This window comes from Streptomyces sp. NBC_00510, assembly GCA_036013505.1.
GTDB lineage: Bacteria > Actinomycetota > Actinomycetes > Streptomycetales > Streptomycetaceae > Actinacidiphila.
On record CP107851.1, the window covers coordinates 395,819 to 413,553 of the forward strand.

Consider the following 17,735-nt stretch of genomic DNA (forward strand, 5'->3'; position numbering starts at 1 on the left):
GGGGCTGCAAGGCTCTGACCTGCAGTTTTTCCGGAGAATTGCCGGAATTCGACCCTCAACGCAGGTACAATAAGGGGGAAAACGGGAGGGGGAACGCTCCCTCCCGTCCGCTCCCTCCCGTCCGCTCCCTCCCGTCCGCTCCCTCCCGTCCGCTCCCGTCCGGCCGCCTCGCCTCCCCGCCAGCAGCCGGACGGGAACCACCTGGAGAGGAGGAGACATGCACGACCTGATCGCCAGCGCGTTCTTGGACGGCCACCTGTTACTGCGTCCCGGCCACCCCGGCGGGGTCCGCGTGGGCGGTGCCCGCTTCAAGGAGCTGGCCAACGCGAGCCGGGGCAGCGCCATCCCGGCGTGGGCCGCCGACGCGGCCCGGCAGGCATGGGGCGTGAACCTGGCCGGCCGCACGGTGGGCCAGTCGATCCTGGTCCGCACGCCGTCCGTGTACGGGTACGTCCGGGCGTCGTACGAGATCAACCTGGGCTGCAACTTCGACTGCGAGTTCTGCTACCTCGGCGAGAAGCGGTTCGAGGGCCTGGGCTGGGAGCAGCAGAAGCGGCTGCTCGACATCATGGCCGACGCCGGCGTGCTGGCAGACTGCCAGGCTCGGACCGGCGTTCGGGGACAGCGACGCTGACGCCCGGGTGCTGCTGCAGGTGACATCGGTGGGTACCACTGCCGAGCAGGCGAGCCTGCAGGCCGACAAGGCCCGCCAGGCGTTCCTGGCGCGGGTGCCGGGCAGCGGTCAGTACCTCAACCCGATCACCGTGACCGGAGCGACTGTGATCGGCCGGGAGCTGGACCGGGAGGAAGGAGCCAGTGTCGTGAGCTCCACCTACACCTACGTGCAGCGATTCGTCCTGACGGTGTCGACGCCGAACAGCTGACGTCTAATCGCACCTCACGGCAGAGAGCCCTGCGCGGCGGAGGGTCTCCCGCCGCCGTGCCACACGCATGCCACGACCGGCGGGGTGCCTCGGGAACTGTGGGAATGGCGGCGCAGTATCGCGTGCGTCTGCCCAGGTGGGCGTGGTCCGGATGCTCAGCCTTCCAAACTGGGGACACAAGAATCGTCCGACCGACGCGTGAAGTAGCCTTCCCGTTTGTTCGACCATTGGAGGGTCCAGTGCATACCGCCGTCTTCCTGCTGCGGAGTGCGTTGGGCCTAGGTGGGGGACTGGTGGTCGCCTGGGAAGTGGACCGCCAGGCTTCGGGACCGGGCTGGAGAAAGCTGCGGCTCTTCTCCGCAATCGCGGCTTCGGTGCTCGCCGGCCTACTGGCTATCTAGAAAAGCAGCACGGCCCGCACCGCCTGAGTGTCGCTGCGTGATGTCGTCAGCTGGCCGTCATGGCGTCGGGGGTTCGGTGATCAGCGCCAGGAGGCCGGCGATCTCGTGGTCGGACTCGGCCGGATGGCGGAACATGGCGCCGGGGACAATCTCGTACCGGTTGCGCCGTCCCTCGCGGGACCGGACCAGGTATCCGCCGTCCTCGAGGTCGGAGACGATGCCCTGCACCGTGCGCTCCGTGAGGCCGCTGGCGAAGGCCACATCGCGGAGCCTGATGCCGGGGTCGCGGGCGATCATGATGAGGACCCGCGCATGACTGGTGAGGAAGGTCCACTTCGGCTGGTCCCGGTCCTGTGTGCCTCCGTCCATGCCTCCCATCATGCGCTTCTCCTTTCCGGTTTATCAACCCACGAAAAATATTTCGTGATTCAATTGACGTGCATCGCTGGCCTGTGCATCATCACAGGTGGCAGGAAGTCCCCTGGTGGAGCAGCGGGAGTCCACGATGTCGCGGCCGGACCACACCCACGAAGACGGCGGCTCTGCCCCGGACCCCTGGGCGCTGCCCGCCTATCTGCCTCCCGGAGGCACGCGGAGCTTCGCCGACCGGGCCACGCTGCGCCTTGCCGCGCGCGGAACGGACGGAGCGGTGGCGGTGATCACCGGGGAAGTGGACGCGACTTGCGCCGCAGACCTGGAACGCTGCCTCATCGCGGCCGTGCGGGCACATCCCGAAGGCCTTGAGCTGGACCTGTCTGGCGTCACCTTCTTCGACTGCTCAGGCCTCAACGCACTGCTGGAGGCCAGGACATTCGACGGCCACGGCGGCCGCAACCTGACGATCAAAGTCATGAGCCCGCGCGTCGCGCGCGTCCTCGACCTGACCGAGACCCGGGCATTGCTTACCCGTTGCCGCTGACCCCCGCCTAGCGACGCCGGCGGAAGCTGGCGCCTCGGGGCGCCGGTTGCCAAACTCGAAGGTGACCAGCCTGGCTGGTGGATACCCTGTGTCGACCACTTGTCACCATGTGTCGTCGACAGAAAGTTTGGGTGGTCTCGCGCGGAGCTGGACCGTAGGAAGGAGTCAGTGTCGTGAGCTCCACCTACACTTACGTACAGCGATTTGTCCTGACGGTGTCGACACCGAACAGCTGACGCCTGATCGCACCTCACCGCGGAGGCCCCTGCGCGGACGTCCGGCCAAACGGTACGGGCTGACCCTCTGGTTCGCAGTCTTGCGACCTGTTGGGGACGGGCCTCTGTATTGCCGCTGGCTGCAGTCGTCCTCGTCGGATTCGGAACCGCAGTTACAGCGTTCAGCAGCATGGTGACCGCCAGCACCGGCATCGCCAACCGCGAACAGGGTCTGGTCGGCGGCGTCATCAACATGAGCCGCCAGCTGGGCGCCGCCGTGGGAGCAGCGCTGCTTCCCGCCATCGCCGAGGCGGTGGACCGAACGGACCACACCACCACGGCAGTCGGCAACCGCGCCGCAATGCTCGCCGGAGCGGCGGCGGCCGGGCTCGCCACGCTGGCGGCGCTGCATGCCCACACAATGCCTATCGCACTCCAGCCACCTCCGATGCGCCAAAGCCAGCCTAGGATCCGTCATCAGAGATCATCACAGATGGTGGCGATCGCGAACGCGCAGAACACCTGGTCAAGGCGAGATCGGAGATGGTGGCGCTGTGGACGAAGAACCGACACTCGGGCTGCCACAGGCCCCCCTCACACAGCCGGGGCCCGGCGGCGTTTGAGCGCCGCCAGCACCACCGCGTCGATGTAGCGGTGCATAAAGGCGGCATCGACCTCCACGTCCTGCAACAGACGTCGAGTCACCACGGCACCGAGCATCATGTGCGGCATGAAGTTGGCTGCAGGCACGCCGGCGTCGATCTCCTCGCGGTTGGCGGCTCGCCTCAGCATTTGCCGTATTCCGGTGAGCTTCGGCTCGATCAGGTACTGGCGCATCGCCTCAGCGAGGTCGGGATTAGTGGCGAAGGCGTGGGCCAAGCCCCGGATCAGCGGGATATCCACGGCTGAGCCGTCGCCGATGCGATCGGCGAGTTCGTGCAGGTCGCCGGGGAGCGAACCGGTGTCGAGGTTCTCGACGTGGACGGCCTTCGCGCGCTTGAGCGCGGTCGCGACCAGCTCCGGCTTGCTCCTCCAGTGGCGGTAGAGGGTCGCTTTGCTGGAGTGGGTGCGGACGGCGATAGCGTCCATCGTGAGGTCCTCGTACCCCACCTCGCGCAGCAAGTCGATCACTGCGCCGTACAGCTCCTGCTCCCGTTCGGGCGTCAACCGAGTACGACGCGTCCGTGCGTTCGTGTCCGTGGTCATCTTCAGTGCTCCGTCTCTGGTCCCCTGCGAAGCGGCTTCGTCTCCACCACGGCAGTTACGTGTAAATTCAACGAGGCAGCGGGACCGCCACGGGTTCCGCCTGACCGTCCCATTTCACCCAGACCTCTCCCGGGAGTGGGTGTCCGAAGGTGGGAACCATCAGGAACTGCAGTGACTCGCCGGGCCGCACGGTCGCATTCTCGGGCAGGTTGCGCACGATGGCTGTCGTTCGTTTGCGCTCAAGATGTACCCCTGTAGCGGTCGACGCGCCCCAGTTTCGCAGCAGGTAGGCGTGTGTTCCGCGGCGCTGCAGGTCCCACCCCACCGCGGGACGGCCCGACGGGTCAGGTGTAGCGAGCGATTGCAGGGGCGTGGTGGCGGTCTGCGACTGCGCGAGCAGCTTCAGGGCCTGGGCCAGGTTGTCTTCGACAGCGATGGCTCTGCGCTCGGCGGCCTCAACCTGTGCCTGACTGGCGATGTTGGCTTCTTCGGCGATTTGCGCCTGGCGATTTGCGTCACGGCGTGTCGCCAGAGAGATCAACAAGGTGATTACGATGCCGACCCAGGTGGCGATGTTTCCAGTTTGCATGTCGGTACACCAAGGCGGTTGTGTTCCGCCTTTTTTCTTACGGTTACTGATCGTCAGAGCGTGGTGTCGTCAGTGACTGAGGGGAGTCCTGGACCACGGAGTGCGTGAGGCAGGCGCCCGGGCCGGTTCACGAGGTAGTCCCGGCGAGGAGCGCGAGGTACCAGGCAATCAGTGCCGCGCCAAGTACTGCAGGGATGAGGCTGGGCAGCCTGTCGCCATTGCGGACGTGGGTTGCCACAGCGCCGGCGAGAAGCAGCAGCAAACCGGTGGCGGCCAGGGCTCCGAACAGCGGCACGACGGGGCCGAGGGTCACGCCGACGGCGCCTGCCAGTTCCAGGGATCCGATGACGCGGTAGCCGGTGGTGCTGAAGCCGGCGTGGGCGGCCATCTTGGGCATGGGGCCCAGGGCCAGCATCTTGGCCATGCCCACGAGGGCGAAGATCAAAGCGATGAAGCAGAGCAGGACGGTGGGGAGGTTCACGCGAAGGCCTTAGCGGTGTGGGGGGCCGGTGGGTGCGGGCGCGTGCGCACTGGTGGAAGCGCGCTGCTGCGGTCTTGGGGGTCGGCCCTGCTGGTCGCCGGCGCGACATGTTGAGGACGTCATCGGCTGCTCCCGGTGTCGTGATCCGTGGGTGCGATGAGGCCGCGTTGCTGGCGGCGTTCGGCGCCCAGGCGGGCGAAGCAGGCAACCAGGTCGGGGTTGTCGACGGCGGCGGGGTTGAGCACCTGCTCGGCTGGGGCGCCTTGGAGGATGCGTTTGACGGGGACCTCGAGTTTCTTGCCGGTCTTGGTGTGCGGGATGGCCGGTACGGCGAGGATTTCGTCGGGGACGTGGCGTGGTGAGGCGCCGGCGCGGATGGCGTCGCGGATCTTGTCGCGCAGGGTGTCGTCCAGGGTGACGCCGGGCGCGGGGACGACGAACAAGGGCATCCAGTAACCGCCGTCGCCTTCCTCGGCGCCGATGACGAGGGCCTCGGTGATCTCGGGGAGGCGTTCGACGATGTCGTGGATGTCAGCGCTGCCCAGGCGTACGCCGTTGCGGTTGAGGGTGGCGTCGGAGCGTCCGTGGACGATCACCGAGCCGTGGGAGGTGAGGGTGATCCAGTCGCCGTGCCGCCACACGCCCGGGTAGGTGGCGAAGTAGGCGTCGCGGTAGCGGCTGCCGTCGGGGTCGTTCCAGAAGTACAGCGGCATCGACGGCATGGGCCGGGTGACGACCAGCTCGCCGACCTGGTCGCGGACCGGGATGCCTTCGGCGTCGTAGGCGGCCAAGGCCACGCCCAGGTTGGGGGCGGACAGCTCGCCCGCCCACACGGGGCTGGTGGGGGCACTGCCAGCGAAGCCGGCGACGACGTCGGTGCCGCCGCTGGTGGAGGCCAGCTGGACGCCTGCGCCCACGTTGTCGCGGACCCAGGGGTAGGCGGAGGCGGGCAGGGCGGAGCCGGTGCAGCCGACGACTCGGATGGCGGCCAGGTCGTGCTTGGAGGGTTCGATGCCGAGCTTGGCCATGGCCAGCAGGTACTGGGGGCTGGTGCCGAAGACGGTGACCTGGTGGCGGGCCGCCAGCTCCCACAGAATGTCCGGGCGCGCTTGCGGGGCGGGGCTGCCGTCGTAGGTGCAGGTGGCGGCACCGGTCAGCAGGGTGGAGACGACCAAGTTCCACATCATCCAGTGGGTGGTGGTGTACCACAACAGGCGGTCGCCGCGGTCGAGGTCGGTGTGGAGGGCGAGGGTCTTGAGGTGCTCAAGCAGGACCCCGCCGTGTCCGTGGACGATGCCTTTGGGCAGGCCGGTGGTGCCGGAGGAAAAGACGACCCACAGGGGGTGGTCGAAGGGCAGTGGGGTACACGCGAGTTCCTCGGTGCGGCTGGCGGCGTCCTGCCAGGGAACCGTCTGTCCTGGGTGCCTGTCCTCGGGCCATGCCAGGCCCACGTGGGTCACGAGCACCGTGCCCTTCAAGGAGGGCAGGACGCGGGCCAGTTCGCGGGAGGCGTCGCGGCGGTCGTGCGTGGTGCCGTTGAAGACGTAGCCGTCCGCGGTGATGAGCACCGTCGGTTCGAGCTGGGCGAAGCGGTCGGCGGCGGCCTTGGAAGCGTAGTCCTGGCCGCACACTGACCACACCGCGCCCAGGCTGGCGCTGGCGAGGAAGGCGATGACGGCGTGGGGGGTGTTGGGCAGGTAGCCCACCACTCGGTCGCCCTGTGCGACGCCCAGGTCGCGCAACGTGGCGGCGACAGAGGCGACCTGGGCGCGCAGCTGCCGGCCGCTGATCTCATGACAGGCTCCGGTCTCGTCCAGCGCGGTGATCGCGGGAGCGTCCGGCTGCAGGTTGCGCAATGCGTGGTGGGTGTAGTTGAGGGTGGCGCCGGGGAACCAGCGGGCTCCGGGCATGGTCTCTGTGGTCAGCACCTGCTCGTACGGTGTCGTCGCGTCGATGGCAAAGTACTGCCACACCGCGGCCCAGAAGCCCTCCAGGTCGGTGACGGACCACTGGTACAGGGTCTGATAGTCGGTGGGGTCCTGGATACTTTCGGCGCCCTGGTGCCAGGCGACTTGCCGGGCGAAGTCCGCGATACGGCTGCGGGCGGCCGCCTGCGGGTCGGGGGTGAAGAAGGGCTCTGGGTGCGGGGTGGTCATGGGGTGGCGCTCCTTGGCTGGGGGACGGCCGGGCCGTCGGCTGAAGGCGGGGCGGTGCGCAGCAGCGGTGCCCAGGCGGCGGTGCCGGTGAAGTTCCCGGTGCCGGCGGGGACGGTGTCCATCACGATGCGGTCCGGGCGCAGCAGGACGGCGTCTGCCCGGCCGCTTGCCAGCCAGGAGGCCAGGGTGCCGTCGTCGCCCAGGGCGTCGGCGTGGAGGGTGTGTGCGCCCAGTGCGGTGGTCACGGCTGTCACCCGGGGAGTGGGGGGCACGGTGGTCAGGAGGGCGAAGGAGAGGCCGAGGAGGTCGTCGAGGCGCATTCGCTTGCCGTCGTGCAGCACCCAGGGTTGCGGGCTGAAGGTTCCGGCCAGTGCGCGGCCGGTCAGCCGGCGGCGGCGCCGTACCAGGGGGCCGGCTTTCAGGGCGGGGCTCAGGTCGCGGCTTATCGTCCGGGTCACGCCGGGAATGCGGGTGGCGGCGCCCACCAGGGCCCGACGGATCGCCGCGGCATGGTCCTGGCCGCCGGTCATGGCCCAGCCGACGGCGACGGCGAGGCGGATCATGTGGCGGGCGTGCGGTTTGCGTTCCTGCTCGTAGGTGTCCAGCAATGCTTCGGAGGCGCCGTCCTGGAGGACGCGGGCGAGTTTCCAGGTGAGGTTGTGGGCGTCGCGCAGGCCCGCGCACAGACCCTGCCCGATGAAGGGCGGGGTGAGGTGGGCGGCGTCGCCCAGCAGGAAGATGCGTCCTTGGCGCCACCGGTCCGCCAGGCGGGCCCGGAAGGTGTACTGCGCCTGGCGTATCACCTCGAAGTCGTCGGCCGGCGCGGCATCGCGCGACAGGTCGACCCAGGGGGCGACCAGCGCGCGCAGGCGCTGGTTTCCGTCCGGGCCGTCCAGGTGCTCGTCTTCGGGCAGCCGGAACTCCCAGCGGTAACGGTCCTCGCCGACACGCATGAAGGTGGCCGGCTGGGTGGGGCAGCAGATCTGCTCGGCGCCCTCCCAGGTGCGCACCTGGCGGCTGGTGCGCACGTCGACGACGTTCCAGCGTTCCTGGAAGTGCAGGTCGTCCCAGGCGGCGTCGATGGCGTCGCGGGTGAGACTGCCCGCGCCGTCGCAGCCGAGGACGGCATCGGCCCACAGGTGCTCCTCCTCGTCGCTGCCGTCGCGGCGGAAGGTGACCCGCACCGGGCCTCTGGGGCCGTGGGGTCCGCTGGGGTCCTGGGTGAGGGAGGTGACCTCCGCCCCGGTCCACAGCTCGCACTCGGGCTGGCGGGCCAGGGCGTCGCGCAGCAGGCGTTCCAGCTCGGGCTGGTCGAACATGCTGGTCTGCGGGAAGCCGTGGTGCCCGTGCGGGGACCGCGGGAGTTCGGCGATCAGGCGGTGCCGGGCATCCAGCAGCCGCAGCCCCCGCCCGGGGCGGGAGATGGTGGCGAACTCCTCGTGGATGCCGACAGTCTGCAGGATCCTGCGGACCTCGTCGTCCACGACGACGGCGCGTGGCAGCGGGTAGATGTCCTGGTGGCGTTCCAGGACGAGGCTGCGCACGCCGCGCTTGGCGAGGAGGAGGGCGGCCGTGACGCCCACGGGCCCGGCACCGATGATCACCACTGGTCTCCGGGATGCGGTGGCGCTCACTCGGCGTCCGCCACGGGGGTGTGCTGCTCGCCGAGGTCGATCCGCCCGTCGGGGGTGGCGATCGTGGCGGTGATCAGGTCGCCGTGCCGCAGGTAGCGGGGGTTCTTGGCCTGGCTGTTGAAGAATGCCTTCCATTTCCGTGCGGGCGGCAGCAGCGCGCCGATCTTCTCGACCGCCTTGGGCGGGGCCTTCAAGGCGGTGCCCCCGGGGGTGCCGGTCAGCAGCAGGTCGCCCGGATCGAGGGTCTGGAAACGGGCAAGGAGAGTGAGCGCCTGCGCGGGCCGCACGATCATGTCGGCCAGCGTGTGGTCCTGGCGCGGTTCGCTGTTGACGGACAGTCGCAGTCGCAGGTCGAGCAGGTGGGCGAAGTCTTCGCCTTCCAGCAGGGCCAGGTGCGGTCCGGTGGGTGTGAAGGTGGGGTAGGACTTGCTCTCGTAGAACTGGGTCTTGGTCAGTTGGACGTCTCGGGCGCTGACGTCGTTGGTCAGGACGAGGCCGGCGACGTAGCGCGGCAGGTCCCGCTCCTGGACGACGGCGCCCACGGGCAGGGGGGCGCCCAGGACGAGGCCGACTTCCACCTCGTAGTCGAGGAACTTCACGTGCGCGGGGCGGACGATCGTGTCGTGCGGGCCGCTGACCGAGCCGGATGCCTTGCGGAAGAAGGTGGGCGGGATGTCGCCGGTGAGGCCCGAATCGCGGGCGTGGCTGCGGTAGTTGACCATCTGGGCGACCACCCGGCAGGGGGTGGTGACCGGGGACAGTGGCACCAGGTCGGCGACAGGCGTGCCGCTTTCGGTGGAGGAGGCGGCCTCGCGGACTGCGGCGCGGTCGGCGAGCAGCTCGGCGGTGGTGGCCGCCTTGGTGTCAATCCGGACGGCGCGCTCATCGCGCACCGCCCACCAGCCGTCGGCGGTGCGCATGACGTTGGTGCTCAAGAGCTCATCGCTTTCATCAGGCCCAGCAGGCGCGCGGGGTCGAGTTCGTTGTCGCCGCGCAGGGCCTTGAGGACCTCGCGGAGCTTGGCGGGGGACGGGCTCGTGCCCAGGAAGTCGCGGGTGGCCGATGGGCCCCACTGGGCCAGGCCGCCGGCGGACATCGGCGCCCACCCGGGCTCGACGTCACAGGAGAACAGGTCGCCGTCGGCGAAGTGCTCCAGCATGAAGCGGTCGGGGTCGCGCCAGTAGTCGAACAGCTGGCTGCCTTGGATGTGCCGGCCGATCCCCCAGCTGCGTCGGTAGCCGCGCTCGGCCAGGTACTCCCCGCCGGCGGCGATCGCGTCGAGGTCGGTGACCTGGTAGGCGGAGTGGACGTAGCCGGCTCCGGGCCCCAGGTGCATGGCCAGGGTGTGGTGGTCCACGGCGGTGCTGCCCTGGTCGCAGCGGATGAAGGCCATGGTCGGCCCACGGTCGCGCTGCCCGTCCAGGAACAGGAAGTCGGACACGATCAGCCCGAGGGTGTCCAGGTACCAGTCCAGGGTTCGGGCGAACACCGGTGTCTCCACGACCACATGGCCCAGACGCTGGATACGGGACGGCTCGCGGGGCGGACGTTGGGTGGCGTTCGTACGGCGGTGGTCGGTGCCGAAATTCAAAGTCAGCGGGCGCTGCTCGGGCAGCGCGGGCAAGGGTTCGGCGCAATGGACGACGCGGACCGGCATGCCCGAGGGGTCGAGCAAGGAGAGTGACTGTCCGCCGCCGGGTACGTCGGCGTCCGTGACGGTGCTGCCGGTGGCACGGGCCAGCCGGCCCACATCGGCTTGCTCGGCCGCGCGGAAGGCCGGCCCGATAAAGCGGGAGGCGCGTCCACGGCGGATGACCATGCACGGTGGACCGGCGAAGGTGCCGCGCAGCCACAGTTCCCGCTCGGTGCGGGCGGCGATCGCGAACCCGAAGTCACGTGCGAACACCTCGGCCCGGTCCAGGTCCGGCTTCTCGAACTCCAGCCACGCCAGGTCCGCCACCTTGATCACCGGATTGAGGGAGCGCCCGAGGTGCTCGCCGCGCAGGGCGCCCTGCTCGCTGTGGAGGTCCTGGTGGGCCGTCGGGGGGCCGGCCTTGTTAACGGGAGTTTCGGTCATGGTGCCCTCCAAGCAACACTGCTGTAATGAGGAAATCATCAACTCTGAAAAGTTCATCGTCAATAGGAGGGCGTCAAGTAACTGATGAAAACATCAGACATGTAAGACTCATCGCCACGGTTGTTACACTCTCCGTATGCCGACGTCAGCCCCGCCCGGGAACCGCTTCGAGCGGCGCCGCGCCGAGACCCGCCACGCCCTGGTCCGCGCGGCCCGCCAGCTCCTCGCGGAGACCGGCGACACCAGCGCCAGCATCCAGACGATCGCCGATCGCGCGGACGTCGGTTTCGGCTCCTTCTACAACCACTTCGAGTCCAAGACGGATCTGTTCAACGCCGCCGTCTCAGACGCTCTGGAGGAGTTCGGGCAGGTCATCGACGAGCGCGTCCAGGGAATCGACGACCCGGCCGAACTCGTCGCAGCCGGCTTCCGGCTCACCGGACGGATGGTGGACTCCCACCCGGAACTCATGCGGATCCTGCGCGATCACGGGCTCGCCCACATCCACTCCGAGCGCGGCCTCGCCCCGCGGGCCCTGCGCGACATCCGGCACGGCTTGGACTCGGGCCGTTTCACCTGCACCGACCCGACCATGGCACTGTCGGCAATGGGCGGGACCCTGCTGTCCCTGGTGGCGCTGAGGCTCGCCCGGCCCGACAGCGACGGTGACGAGGCCGCCTCGGACCTGGCCGAGATGGTCCTGCGCATGCTCGGCGTCGCCCCCGACAACGCCCATGAGGTCACCCGGCGGCCCCTGCCCGGCCTCAGCTGACTCCGGGTCGCTCCGGCAGGCCGACCACCCAGCTACGGCATGTAACGGGGGCCTAGATGTCCAGGCTGGCCGCACCGACTCGGAGGCGGAACAGTTCCTCGGGATCTGCCCACGTGTAGACGGTCCATCGGGGTGGCTCCGAACCAAGCGCGCAGGACGCTGATCAAGCGCGCCCCGGTTACCGACAGACCGTGGCGGGTTCGCCGCTGCAGCGGCGAACGCGTCCGTGCCCCTTGGAAGCGGTTCGAGGGCCGAAGCGACAGACCGTGGGCGCCGGTGCTCCCTCTAACACCGGCGCCCACGAGGCGTCAGGGGACGAGGATGAGGCGGATCGGGTCCCCGATCTTGTTCTCCAGGCGGTGGACTGCGTCGGCGGCCTCAGCCAGCGGAATGTGGTCAGTGATGGAGGGGGCCAGGTCGAGACGGCCGTTGGACGCCAACTGCACCAGCTCGGAGACGGACTCGGGAGAGCCGCCGTAGTGACCGCGCACCTGCTTGGACATGTAGTTGAAGGTCAGGCCCTCGGTGATGATGAGCGGCTTGGGCGTGATGCCCACCAGGATCAGGGAGCCGTCCAGGCCGAGCACGGAGGCGGCCTGCTCACGGACGGCGGGCACGCCGGCGCAGTCGAAGGCGAAGTCCAGGCCGCGTCCGCCGGTGGCGGCGCGTACCTGGTCGGCGAAGTCGGGGGCGGCCGGATCCAGAGCGAAGTCCGCGCCGAAGGCCAGAGCTCGTTCCCGGGCGCTGGGCAGCGGGTCAACAGCGATGATCGGCGCGGCGCCGACCAGGCGGGCGAGGCGCACGTTGTGCGCGCCCACTCCACCTACGCCCCACACGCCGACGGACTGGGCGGGACGAACGCCTGCGGTGGTGACGACGGCGGCGTAGGGGGTGGAGACCGCGTCGGGGATGATCGCGGCCTGGTCGAAGGGGAGGCTGTTGGGGATGGGGATGAGGGTGTCCTCGCGGGCGAGGGTGTACTGAGCCCAGCCGCCGTCGTAGTCGATGCCGGCGGTGCGCATCTGGGTGCAGGGGCGGCGGCGCACGCAGCCGGCGCACCAGCCGCAGGTCTTGCCGGCCTCCAGGGTGACGCGGGTGCCGACGGTCAGGCCGCGCTTGAGGTCGGGGCCCAGCGTGTGGATCACACCGGAGACCTCGTGTCCGACGGTGACCGTGTCGGAGGCGGCGAACAGCGGGACGAGAGAGCCGTCAATCAGGTGGACGTCCGACAGGCAGACACCTGCGGCCTTCACCTCGATGAGGACTTCGCCCGGGCCGGGCACGGGGACGGGCACCTCCTCCACGGCGAACTTCTTGCTGTCCAGGTGGAAGCGTCCAGCGAGCATGGTGTCCATGGGGATCTGCTTTCTGTGAGCGGCACTCCCGGCAGTTCGGGCCGATGGGTGCCGTGTGGCGTCTGGCGTCTGGCGTCTGGCGGGCTTGTGGTGGCCGGGAGGCGTGCGGGTAGCACGACTGCGCCGCACGCCTCCCGGCGTCTGGGGTCAGGCGAAGACGTCCTGCTGGTAGCGCTCGTCGGCTTCGAGCTGGGCAAGCCACTGCTGGGCGCCCTCGTCGTCACTGCCGGTCTGCTGGCGGTGGATGGCAGCGAGGGCTTCGCGCACGGCAGGCGCCATGCGGCGGCCGTCCCCGCAGACGTAGATGTACGCGCCGTCTTCGATGGCCTGCCACACCGTGTCGGCAATGTTGGCGATGGCGTTCTGCACGAACCGGGCGGGGTGGCCGGTCACCGCGGAGAAGGCGGTGTGGACCTGGGCGATCCCGGACTGCTCCCAGTCCTGCATCTCCTGGCGGTAGAAGTAGTCGTGCTCAGGGTGCCGACAGCCGACGAACACCTGCGAAAGGCCCACCTTCGCGCCGTTCTCGTGCTGCTGGGCACGCTCCTCCAGGAAGCCGCGCAGCGGCGCGATGCCGGTGCCGGGGCCGATGAGGATCAGCGGCGTGGCGGGGTCGGTCGGCGGGGCGAACGTCGGAGAGGGCACGCGCACGTAACCGTAGAAGACGTCACCGGGCTCGAGGCCTGCGATGTAGGAGGAGCAGGTGCCGCGGTACTGGCCGTCGCCGGACAGGGCCGGGCCCTCCAGCAGGCCCACGGTCAGACGCACCTGGCGCGGACTGGCCAGTGGGGCGGAGGAGATGGAGTAGAAGCGGGGACGGATCGGGCCCGTCATCTCCAGGAAGACCGCCAGCGGCAGCTTGACTGCGGGGAAGCGCTCCAGCAGGTTCAGCACTGAGACGCGCTTGCCTAGGATCTCGCTCTGGTAGCGCTCCTCGGCTTCGGTGGTGTCGGCGATGTAGGCCTGCAGCTGCGGCCGGGTCCAGGGGCACTGGGTGTGCTCGGCGAGGGTCTGGATCTGGGAGCGGGTGGCCACGTCCTGCAGTTCCAGGAACTCGGTGAGCAGGACGCCGGCGGTCACCGGGGTGCCCACGGGCAGGTGGGTGCGGCCGCCTGCGGGCTGGTCCAGGCGGAGCACCTGGTCGCGGTCGACGCCGAGGCGGGCGAGTGCGCGGGCCACCAGCGCCGGTTCGTTCTTGGCGAAGACGGCCAGATGGTTGCCGGTGTCGTAGGTGACACCCTCAGGCAGCTCAACGGTGATGGACTTGGCGGACGGGCGCGGCGGCTCGATGCTGAAGTCCCACAGGCCGGTCGCGTCGGCCACGAGTTCCTCGTTGGCCACCACCGTGAGCGGGTAGGCCTGCTCGGAGACGATCGCCGGGCGCACATCCGCCTCGGTGAGCAGTTGCACATGGTAGCGCGGGCCGCTCGCGGCGGAGGTGTCGGCGGCGTACTCCTCGGCCAGGGTGGACCACAAAGTGGTCATCCAGCGACTCGCCATGCCGTCGAAGTCCCCTGCGGCGTCCGCGATGCCGCGCTCGATGACGGGGGTGGCGCCGGCGGCCAGCAGGCCTCCCTCGATCCGCTTGGGGAAAGCCTGGTAGGTGGCCACCCACTGGGTGTTGCCGGCGCCCAGCAGCGCGTACCGCACGTGGGTCAGCGAGCCCTCGGGCAGTCCGGCGGCGAGCAGGTCGTCGAAGCGCTGGGCGTTGTCGGGGGCCTTGCCGTTGTAGCTGGCGGCGACGACGACGAGCAGGCCCTCGGTGGGCAGGTTGTCGCCCAGCTCGTCCAGGCTGACCAGGGTGGTGCCGAACCCGGAGCGCTCGCCGCGGTCGGCGATGGTGCGCGCCAGGTCCTCGCACGAGCCCAGGCTGGAGCCGTAGGCGACGGTGAGGTTCACCCCGACACCGCTGACCGCGGCCTGCGCCTGCGTGTCATCCGTCTGCAGGTCGGCGGCGCCGAAGACGGCCCGCTCGCGCTCCTTGCGGGTGCGTACGACGAGGTTGAAGTCGCCGGGCTTACGCGTCAGCGCCTCCCGGGGATCCATCTTGTAGTCGGCGGTGTCGGAGAACTTGATCTTCTGCAGCACCAGAGCGAGGGCCAGGCGGGCCTCGGTGAGCGCGAATTGGCGGCCGATGCAGGCCCGTACGCCGTTGCCGAACGGCTTGTAGGCGTGGGGGTGCTGCTGGACCCGGTTGTCCGGCAGCCAGCGGTCGATGTCGAACTCCTCCGGCCGCTCCCACGCCTTGGGATGGGTGTGCAGCGGGCCCTCCAGGATGAGGACCTTCGTGCCCTTCTTCAGCTCGTAGCGGCCGCCGATGACGGTGTCCTCCCGCGCCGTCTTGCCGAATAGCGGGATGGGCGCCCACAGGCGCAGGGTTTCCTCCAGGATGCGCGGGATCACATCCAGCTTCATGATCGTGTCGTAGTCCGGCACCGTGTCGCCCGGCAGCAGGCGGTCCACCTCTGCGTAGGCCTGGGCCAGCACGTGCGGGTTGCGCATCAGCGAGTACGTGGCGAACGACAGCAGGCCGCTGGTGGTCTCGTGACCGGCGATCAGGAACGTCAGCACCTGGTCGCGGACGTTGTCGTCGGCCAGCAGCTTGCCGGTCTCCGGGTCGGTTGCCTCCAGCATCAGGCCCAGCAGGTCCTCCTCACCGGTGCCTTTCCCCTCGCGGCGCTCCTTGATCACGCGCTCGACCAGGTCCTGCATCAGCAGGATGTTCTCGCGGTACTTCTTGTCGTCCGACTTGCGGAGCATGGTCATCATCGGCAGCTCCTGCGAGCGCCGCAGCGACTCCACCAGCGCGCCCAGCAGCGCGTTGAGGAAGGGGTGCAGCTCCTCCTTGTCGAAGGAGTCGAATCGGTAGCCGAACCCCGACAGGGCGATGGTGTCCAGCGTCAGCCGGGTGTAGTCGTCGGTGATGTTGACCGGCTGACCCTCCCTGCGCTCCCACTTGCCCACCAGGTTCTGGGCGATCTCCAGCATCTGCCCGTAGTAGGCCTTCATGGCCCGCTGGCTGAAGGCCGGCAGGAGGATCCGGTGCGCCATGCCCCATTCCTCTTCGTGCTGGTGGGCCGTGAACAGGCCCGCACCCGCGAAGTCCCGGACATGGTTCAGCGGCGTCTTCTCGATCTGCTTGAAGAACCGGGTCTCGTCGCAGACCTCAGCCACCAGGTCCGGGTCGTAGACGAAGACCTGCTCGATCCCGGCGATGTCCATGCCGTAGATGCCCTCAGGGAACTGCTTGGACAGCTCGGCGAAGTAGGCGAACGGATTGGTGCCGGGGATCTGCGTCGTGTGGCCGAGGAGCGGGATCCCGCGCGGAGACCGTATGGGGCGAAGGTCGTTCGCGGAGTGCGTGGTCATGGCTTGCTCCTTCGTGTGGAGGTGATGGGCAAGGGCGCTGGTCGATGCCGCGGTGCACCACAGAAACATACGCCGTATGGAAGTGATAACATACAGCGTATGGAAAGTCGAACACAGCCTGATCGCACCAGCCTTTGCGCCATCACCCTGCGGCCGGAGCTGTTTCCGTACGCCGTACGAGGCTGATACCATACGCAGTATGGAAAAGGCGAAGCGCCCCCCGCGGGGAACCAGGAAGAGAGACGTGCCCCTGACCGAGGCCGGGATCCACACCGCCGCCCTGCAGCTCATCGACACGGATGGTGTCGAGGCGCTCACCATGCGCAAACTTGCGACCGTGCTGGATGCCAACCCGATGTCGCTGTACCACCACGTACCGAACAAGGACGCCCTGCTGAGCGGCGTGGCAAGAATGGTCGGCGCCCAGTTCCGCACCGTGACGCTGGAGGACGCTCCCTGGCAGGACCGCATCCGCCTGCTCGCCACGGATTTCCGGACGCTGGCGCACCGCCACCCCAAGCTCATGGCCTACTCGTTCAGCCAGCCGGACTTCATCCAGTCCGAAGACCCCTTCTGGGCTGGGCTCATCGCGATACTGGACACCGCAGGGGTGCCGCGCTCAGAAGTCCCGCAGATCGCCGCTCTCATGTGCGCCGTTGTCATCGGTGTCCTCACCGCCGAACTCAACGGCGCGCTCCGGCAGTGGTCGAACCTCACGCCCACCGCCCCCGCTGTCGGCGAAGACGGGCCCACGGATGCAGGCCCTGATGAGGACCGCATGTTCCGCCTGGTGCTGGACACGCTCATCACGGGCCTGGAAAGCCGGCTCACCGCCGACGGCCAGGGCGCCGGCCTTTGAGTCCGTGGTCCTGAGGTGTTGCGGCCTGAGGCAGGCCCGTGGGCGGGCGATCTCTGGCTGCGGTGCGTGGGGGGCACCCACATCCGGAAAGGCCATCGATGCGGCCGCTGCGGGTGCACGGTGTGCTGCGACTGGGCCGGGCGACCGATCTGTGGCCGAAGACAGCGCTCAGCACCCTGTCCGCGATGGCCGTGCCAAGTCTGATACTGCCGGCCGTGGGGCGAGTCGACCTGATGGTGTAGACAGTCGGCGGATCCATGTGCGCGCTCTACGGGCACAGCCTGCCCTACGCTGCCCGCGCCCTGGCCTGCGTGGTGCTCGGCATGGCCGTGAGCAACGGGGTGGGGCTGGCGACCGCGGCCGCCACAAGCAGCACCGCGGTCCGGGTTGCTGTGGCAGCTCGCTTTGCTGCTGCTCACAAGCTTGTGAGGCCACCCCGATCGACCCCGGGCGACGTCGTGTGCACGTTGGTCGCGACCAACTGCGCCTTTTCCACAGCGCTTCGCCGACATCCTTACCACCTCGCGCTCCCCCTTGCCGCTGGTCTGCTGGCCTTGATGGTGCGCATGGCCCCCGGCCTCGTGCCGCCTCAGGAACGCATCGTCTGGCGGTGGCAAGGGCCTTGGACGCCGCCGTGCAGCTCGCTCACACCCCGGATGACGACCCCTCCCTGCCGAGCTGCGGGCGCGACAGCAGCCGAAGCCTGGCGCACGGTGTCGTCGGTAGGCGTCCGCTCCCTGGAGCGACAGACCCTGGCGCTGCTGCTGGCCCGCACCGAATCCAGCAGCGCCGGCCCCCAGGAGCTCACCCACTGGGCG

The 17,735-nt window shown here is 69.1% G+C and carries 15 protein-coding genes; 5 read left to right on the forward strand and 10 right to left on the reverse strand.

The features are described from left to right. Positions 1 to 217: 217 nt before the first annotated feature. Both OG937_01910 and OG937_01915 read left to right on the forward strand, forming a co-directional pair. Positions 218 to 634, forward strand: a complete 417-nt coding sequence (locus OG937_01910; protein ID WUD70537.1) for a hypothetical protein — start codon at positions 218 to 220, stop codon at positions 632 to 634. 28 nt (positions 635 to 662) lie between these two features. Beyond that, a complete protein-coding gene (locus tag OG937_01915; GenBank protein ID WUD70538.1) occupies positions 663 to 884 on the forward strand; it encodes a hypothetical protein in 222 nt (73 codons plus the stop codon). A 458-nt stretch (positions 885 to 1,342) separates the two neighbouring features. On the opposite strand, the gene OG937_01920 is transcribed toward OG937_01915, so the two are convergent. Continuing rightward, positions 1,343 to 1,654: a MarR family transcriptional regulator gene (locus OG937_01920; GenBank protein WUD70539.1), complete on the reverse strand. Its 312-nt coding sequence runs from the start codon at positions 1,652 to 1,654 to the stop codon at positions 1,343 to 1,345. 115 nt (positions 1,655 to 1,769) lie between these two features. Between OG937_01920 and OG937_01925 the strand changes: the two genes are divergently transcribed. Next, entirely contained in the window at positions 1,770 to 2,204 is a 435-nt protein-coding gene (locus OG937_01925) for an STAS domain-containing protein (GenBank protein ID WUD70540.1), read from the forward strand. Between the two features lie 809 nt (positions 2,205 to 3,013). On the opposite strand, the gene OG937_01930 is transcribed toward OG937_01925, so the two are convergent. The 7 genes from OG937_01930 to OG937_01960 form a co-directional block, all read right to left on the reverse strand. Beyond that, a complete protein-coding gene (locus OG937_01930; GenBank protein ID WUD70541.1) occupies positions 3,014 to 3,625 on the reverse strand; it encodes a TetR/AcrR family transcriptional regulator in 612 nt (203 codons plus the stop codon). Between the two features lie 67 nt (positions 3,626 to 3,692). Further along, positions 3,693 to 4,214 (reverse strand): hypothetical protein, encoded by a 522-nt coding sequence (locus OG937_01935; GenBank protein ID WUD70542.1) that lies wholly within the window; start codon positions 4,212 to 4,214, stop codon positions 3,693 to 3,695. Between the two features lie 127 nt (positions 4,215 to 4,341). Beyond that, complete coding sequence (locus OG937_01940; protein WUD70543.1) at positions 4,342 to 4,695, reverse strand: DoxX family protein; 354 nt, start codon at positions 4,693 to 4,695, stop codon at positions 4,342 to 4,344. Between the two features lie 119 nt (positions 4,696 to 4,814). Continuing rightward, the gene (locus tag OG937_01945; protein WUD70544.1) at positions 4,815 to 6,851 is read right to left on the reverse strand and encodes an acetoacetate--CoA ligase; all 2,037 of its coding nucleotides are present in this window, start codon (positions 6,849 to 6,851) and stop codon (positions 4,815 to 4,817) included. Continuing rightward, on the reverse strand, positions 6,848 to 8,485 hold the full coding sequence (locus OG937_01950) for a bifunctional 3-(3-hydroxy-phenyl)propionate/3-hydroxycinnamic acid hydroxylase (GenBank protein ID WUD70545.1): 1,638 nt from the start codon (positions 8,483 to 8,485) through the stop codon (positions 6,848 to 6,850). The genes OG937_01945 and OG937_01950 overlap by 4 nt, the downstream gene beginning before the upstream one ends. Then, positions 8,482 to 9,420: a fumarylacetoacetate hydrolase family protein gene (locus OG937_01955; GenBank protein WUD70546.1), complete on the reverse strand. Its 939-nt coding sequence runs from the start codon at positions 9,418 to 9,420 to the stop codon at positions 8,482 to 8,484. The genes OG937_01950 and OG937_01955 overlap by 4 nt, the downstream gene beginning before the upstream one ends. Continuing rightward, positions 9,417 to 10,562 (reverse strand): VOC family protein, encoded by a 1,146-nt coding sequence (locus OG937_01960; protein ID WUD70547.1) that lies wholly within the window; start codon positions 10,560 to 10,562, stop codon positions 9,417 to 9,419. The genes OG937_01955 and OG937_01960 overlap by 4 nt, the downstream gene beginning before the upstream one ends. Positions 10,563 to 10,698: 136 nt before the next feature. On the opposite strand from OG937_01960, the gene OG937_01965 reads away from it, so the two are divergent. Further along, the gene (locus tag OG937_01965; protein WUD70548.1) at positions 10,699 to 11,334 is read left to right on the forward strand and encodes a TetR/AcrR family transcriptional regulator; all 636 of its coding nucleotides are present in this window, start codon (positions 10,699 to 10,701) and stop codon (positions 11,332 to 11,334) included. 308 nt (positions 11,335 to 11,642) lie between these two features. On the opposite strand, the gene OG937_01970 is transcribed toward OG937_01965, so the two are convergent. Together OG937_01970 and OG937_01975 are read right to left on the reverse strand one after the other, a co-directional pair. After that, the gene (locus tag OG937_01970) at positions 11,643 to 12,689 is read right to left on the reverse strand and encodes a zinc-binding dehydrogenase (protein ID WUD70549.1); all 1,047 of its coding nucleotides are present in this window, start codon (positions 12,687 to 12,689) and stop codon (positions 11,643 to 11,645) included. A 147-nt stretch (positions 12,690 to 12,836) separates the two neighbouring features. Further along, a complete protein-coding gene (locus tag OG937_01975; protein WUD70550.1) occupies positions 12,837 to 16,058 on the reverse strand; it encodes a cytochrome P450 in 3,222 nt (1,073 codons plus the stop codon). 244 nt (positions 16,059 to 16,302) lie between these two features. Here OG937_01975 and OG937_01980 point away from each other — a divergent pair, with 244 nt between their 5' ends. Next, positions 16,303 to 16,917, forward strand: a complete 615-nt coding sequence (locus tag OG937_01980; GenBank protein WUD70551.1) for a TetR family transcriptional regulator — start codon at positions 16,303 to 16,305, stop codon at positions 16,915 to 16,917. The last annotated feature ends 818 nt before the right edge of the window (positions 16,918 to 17,735 follow it).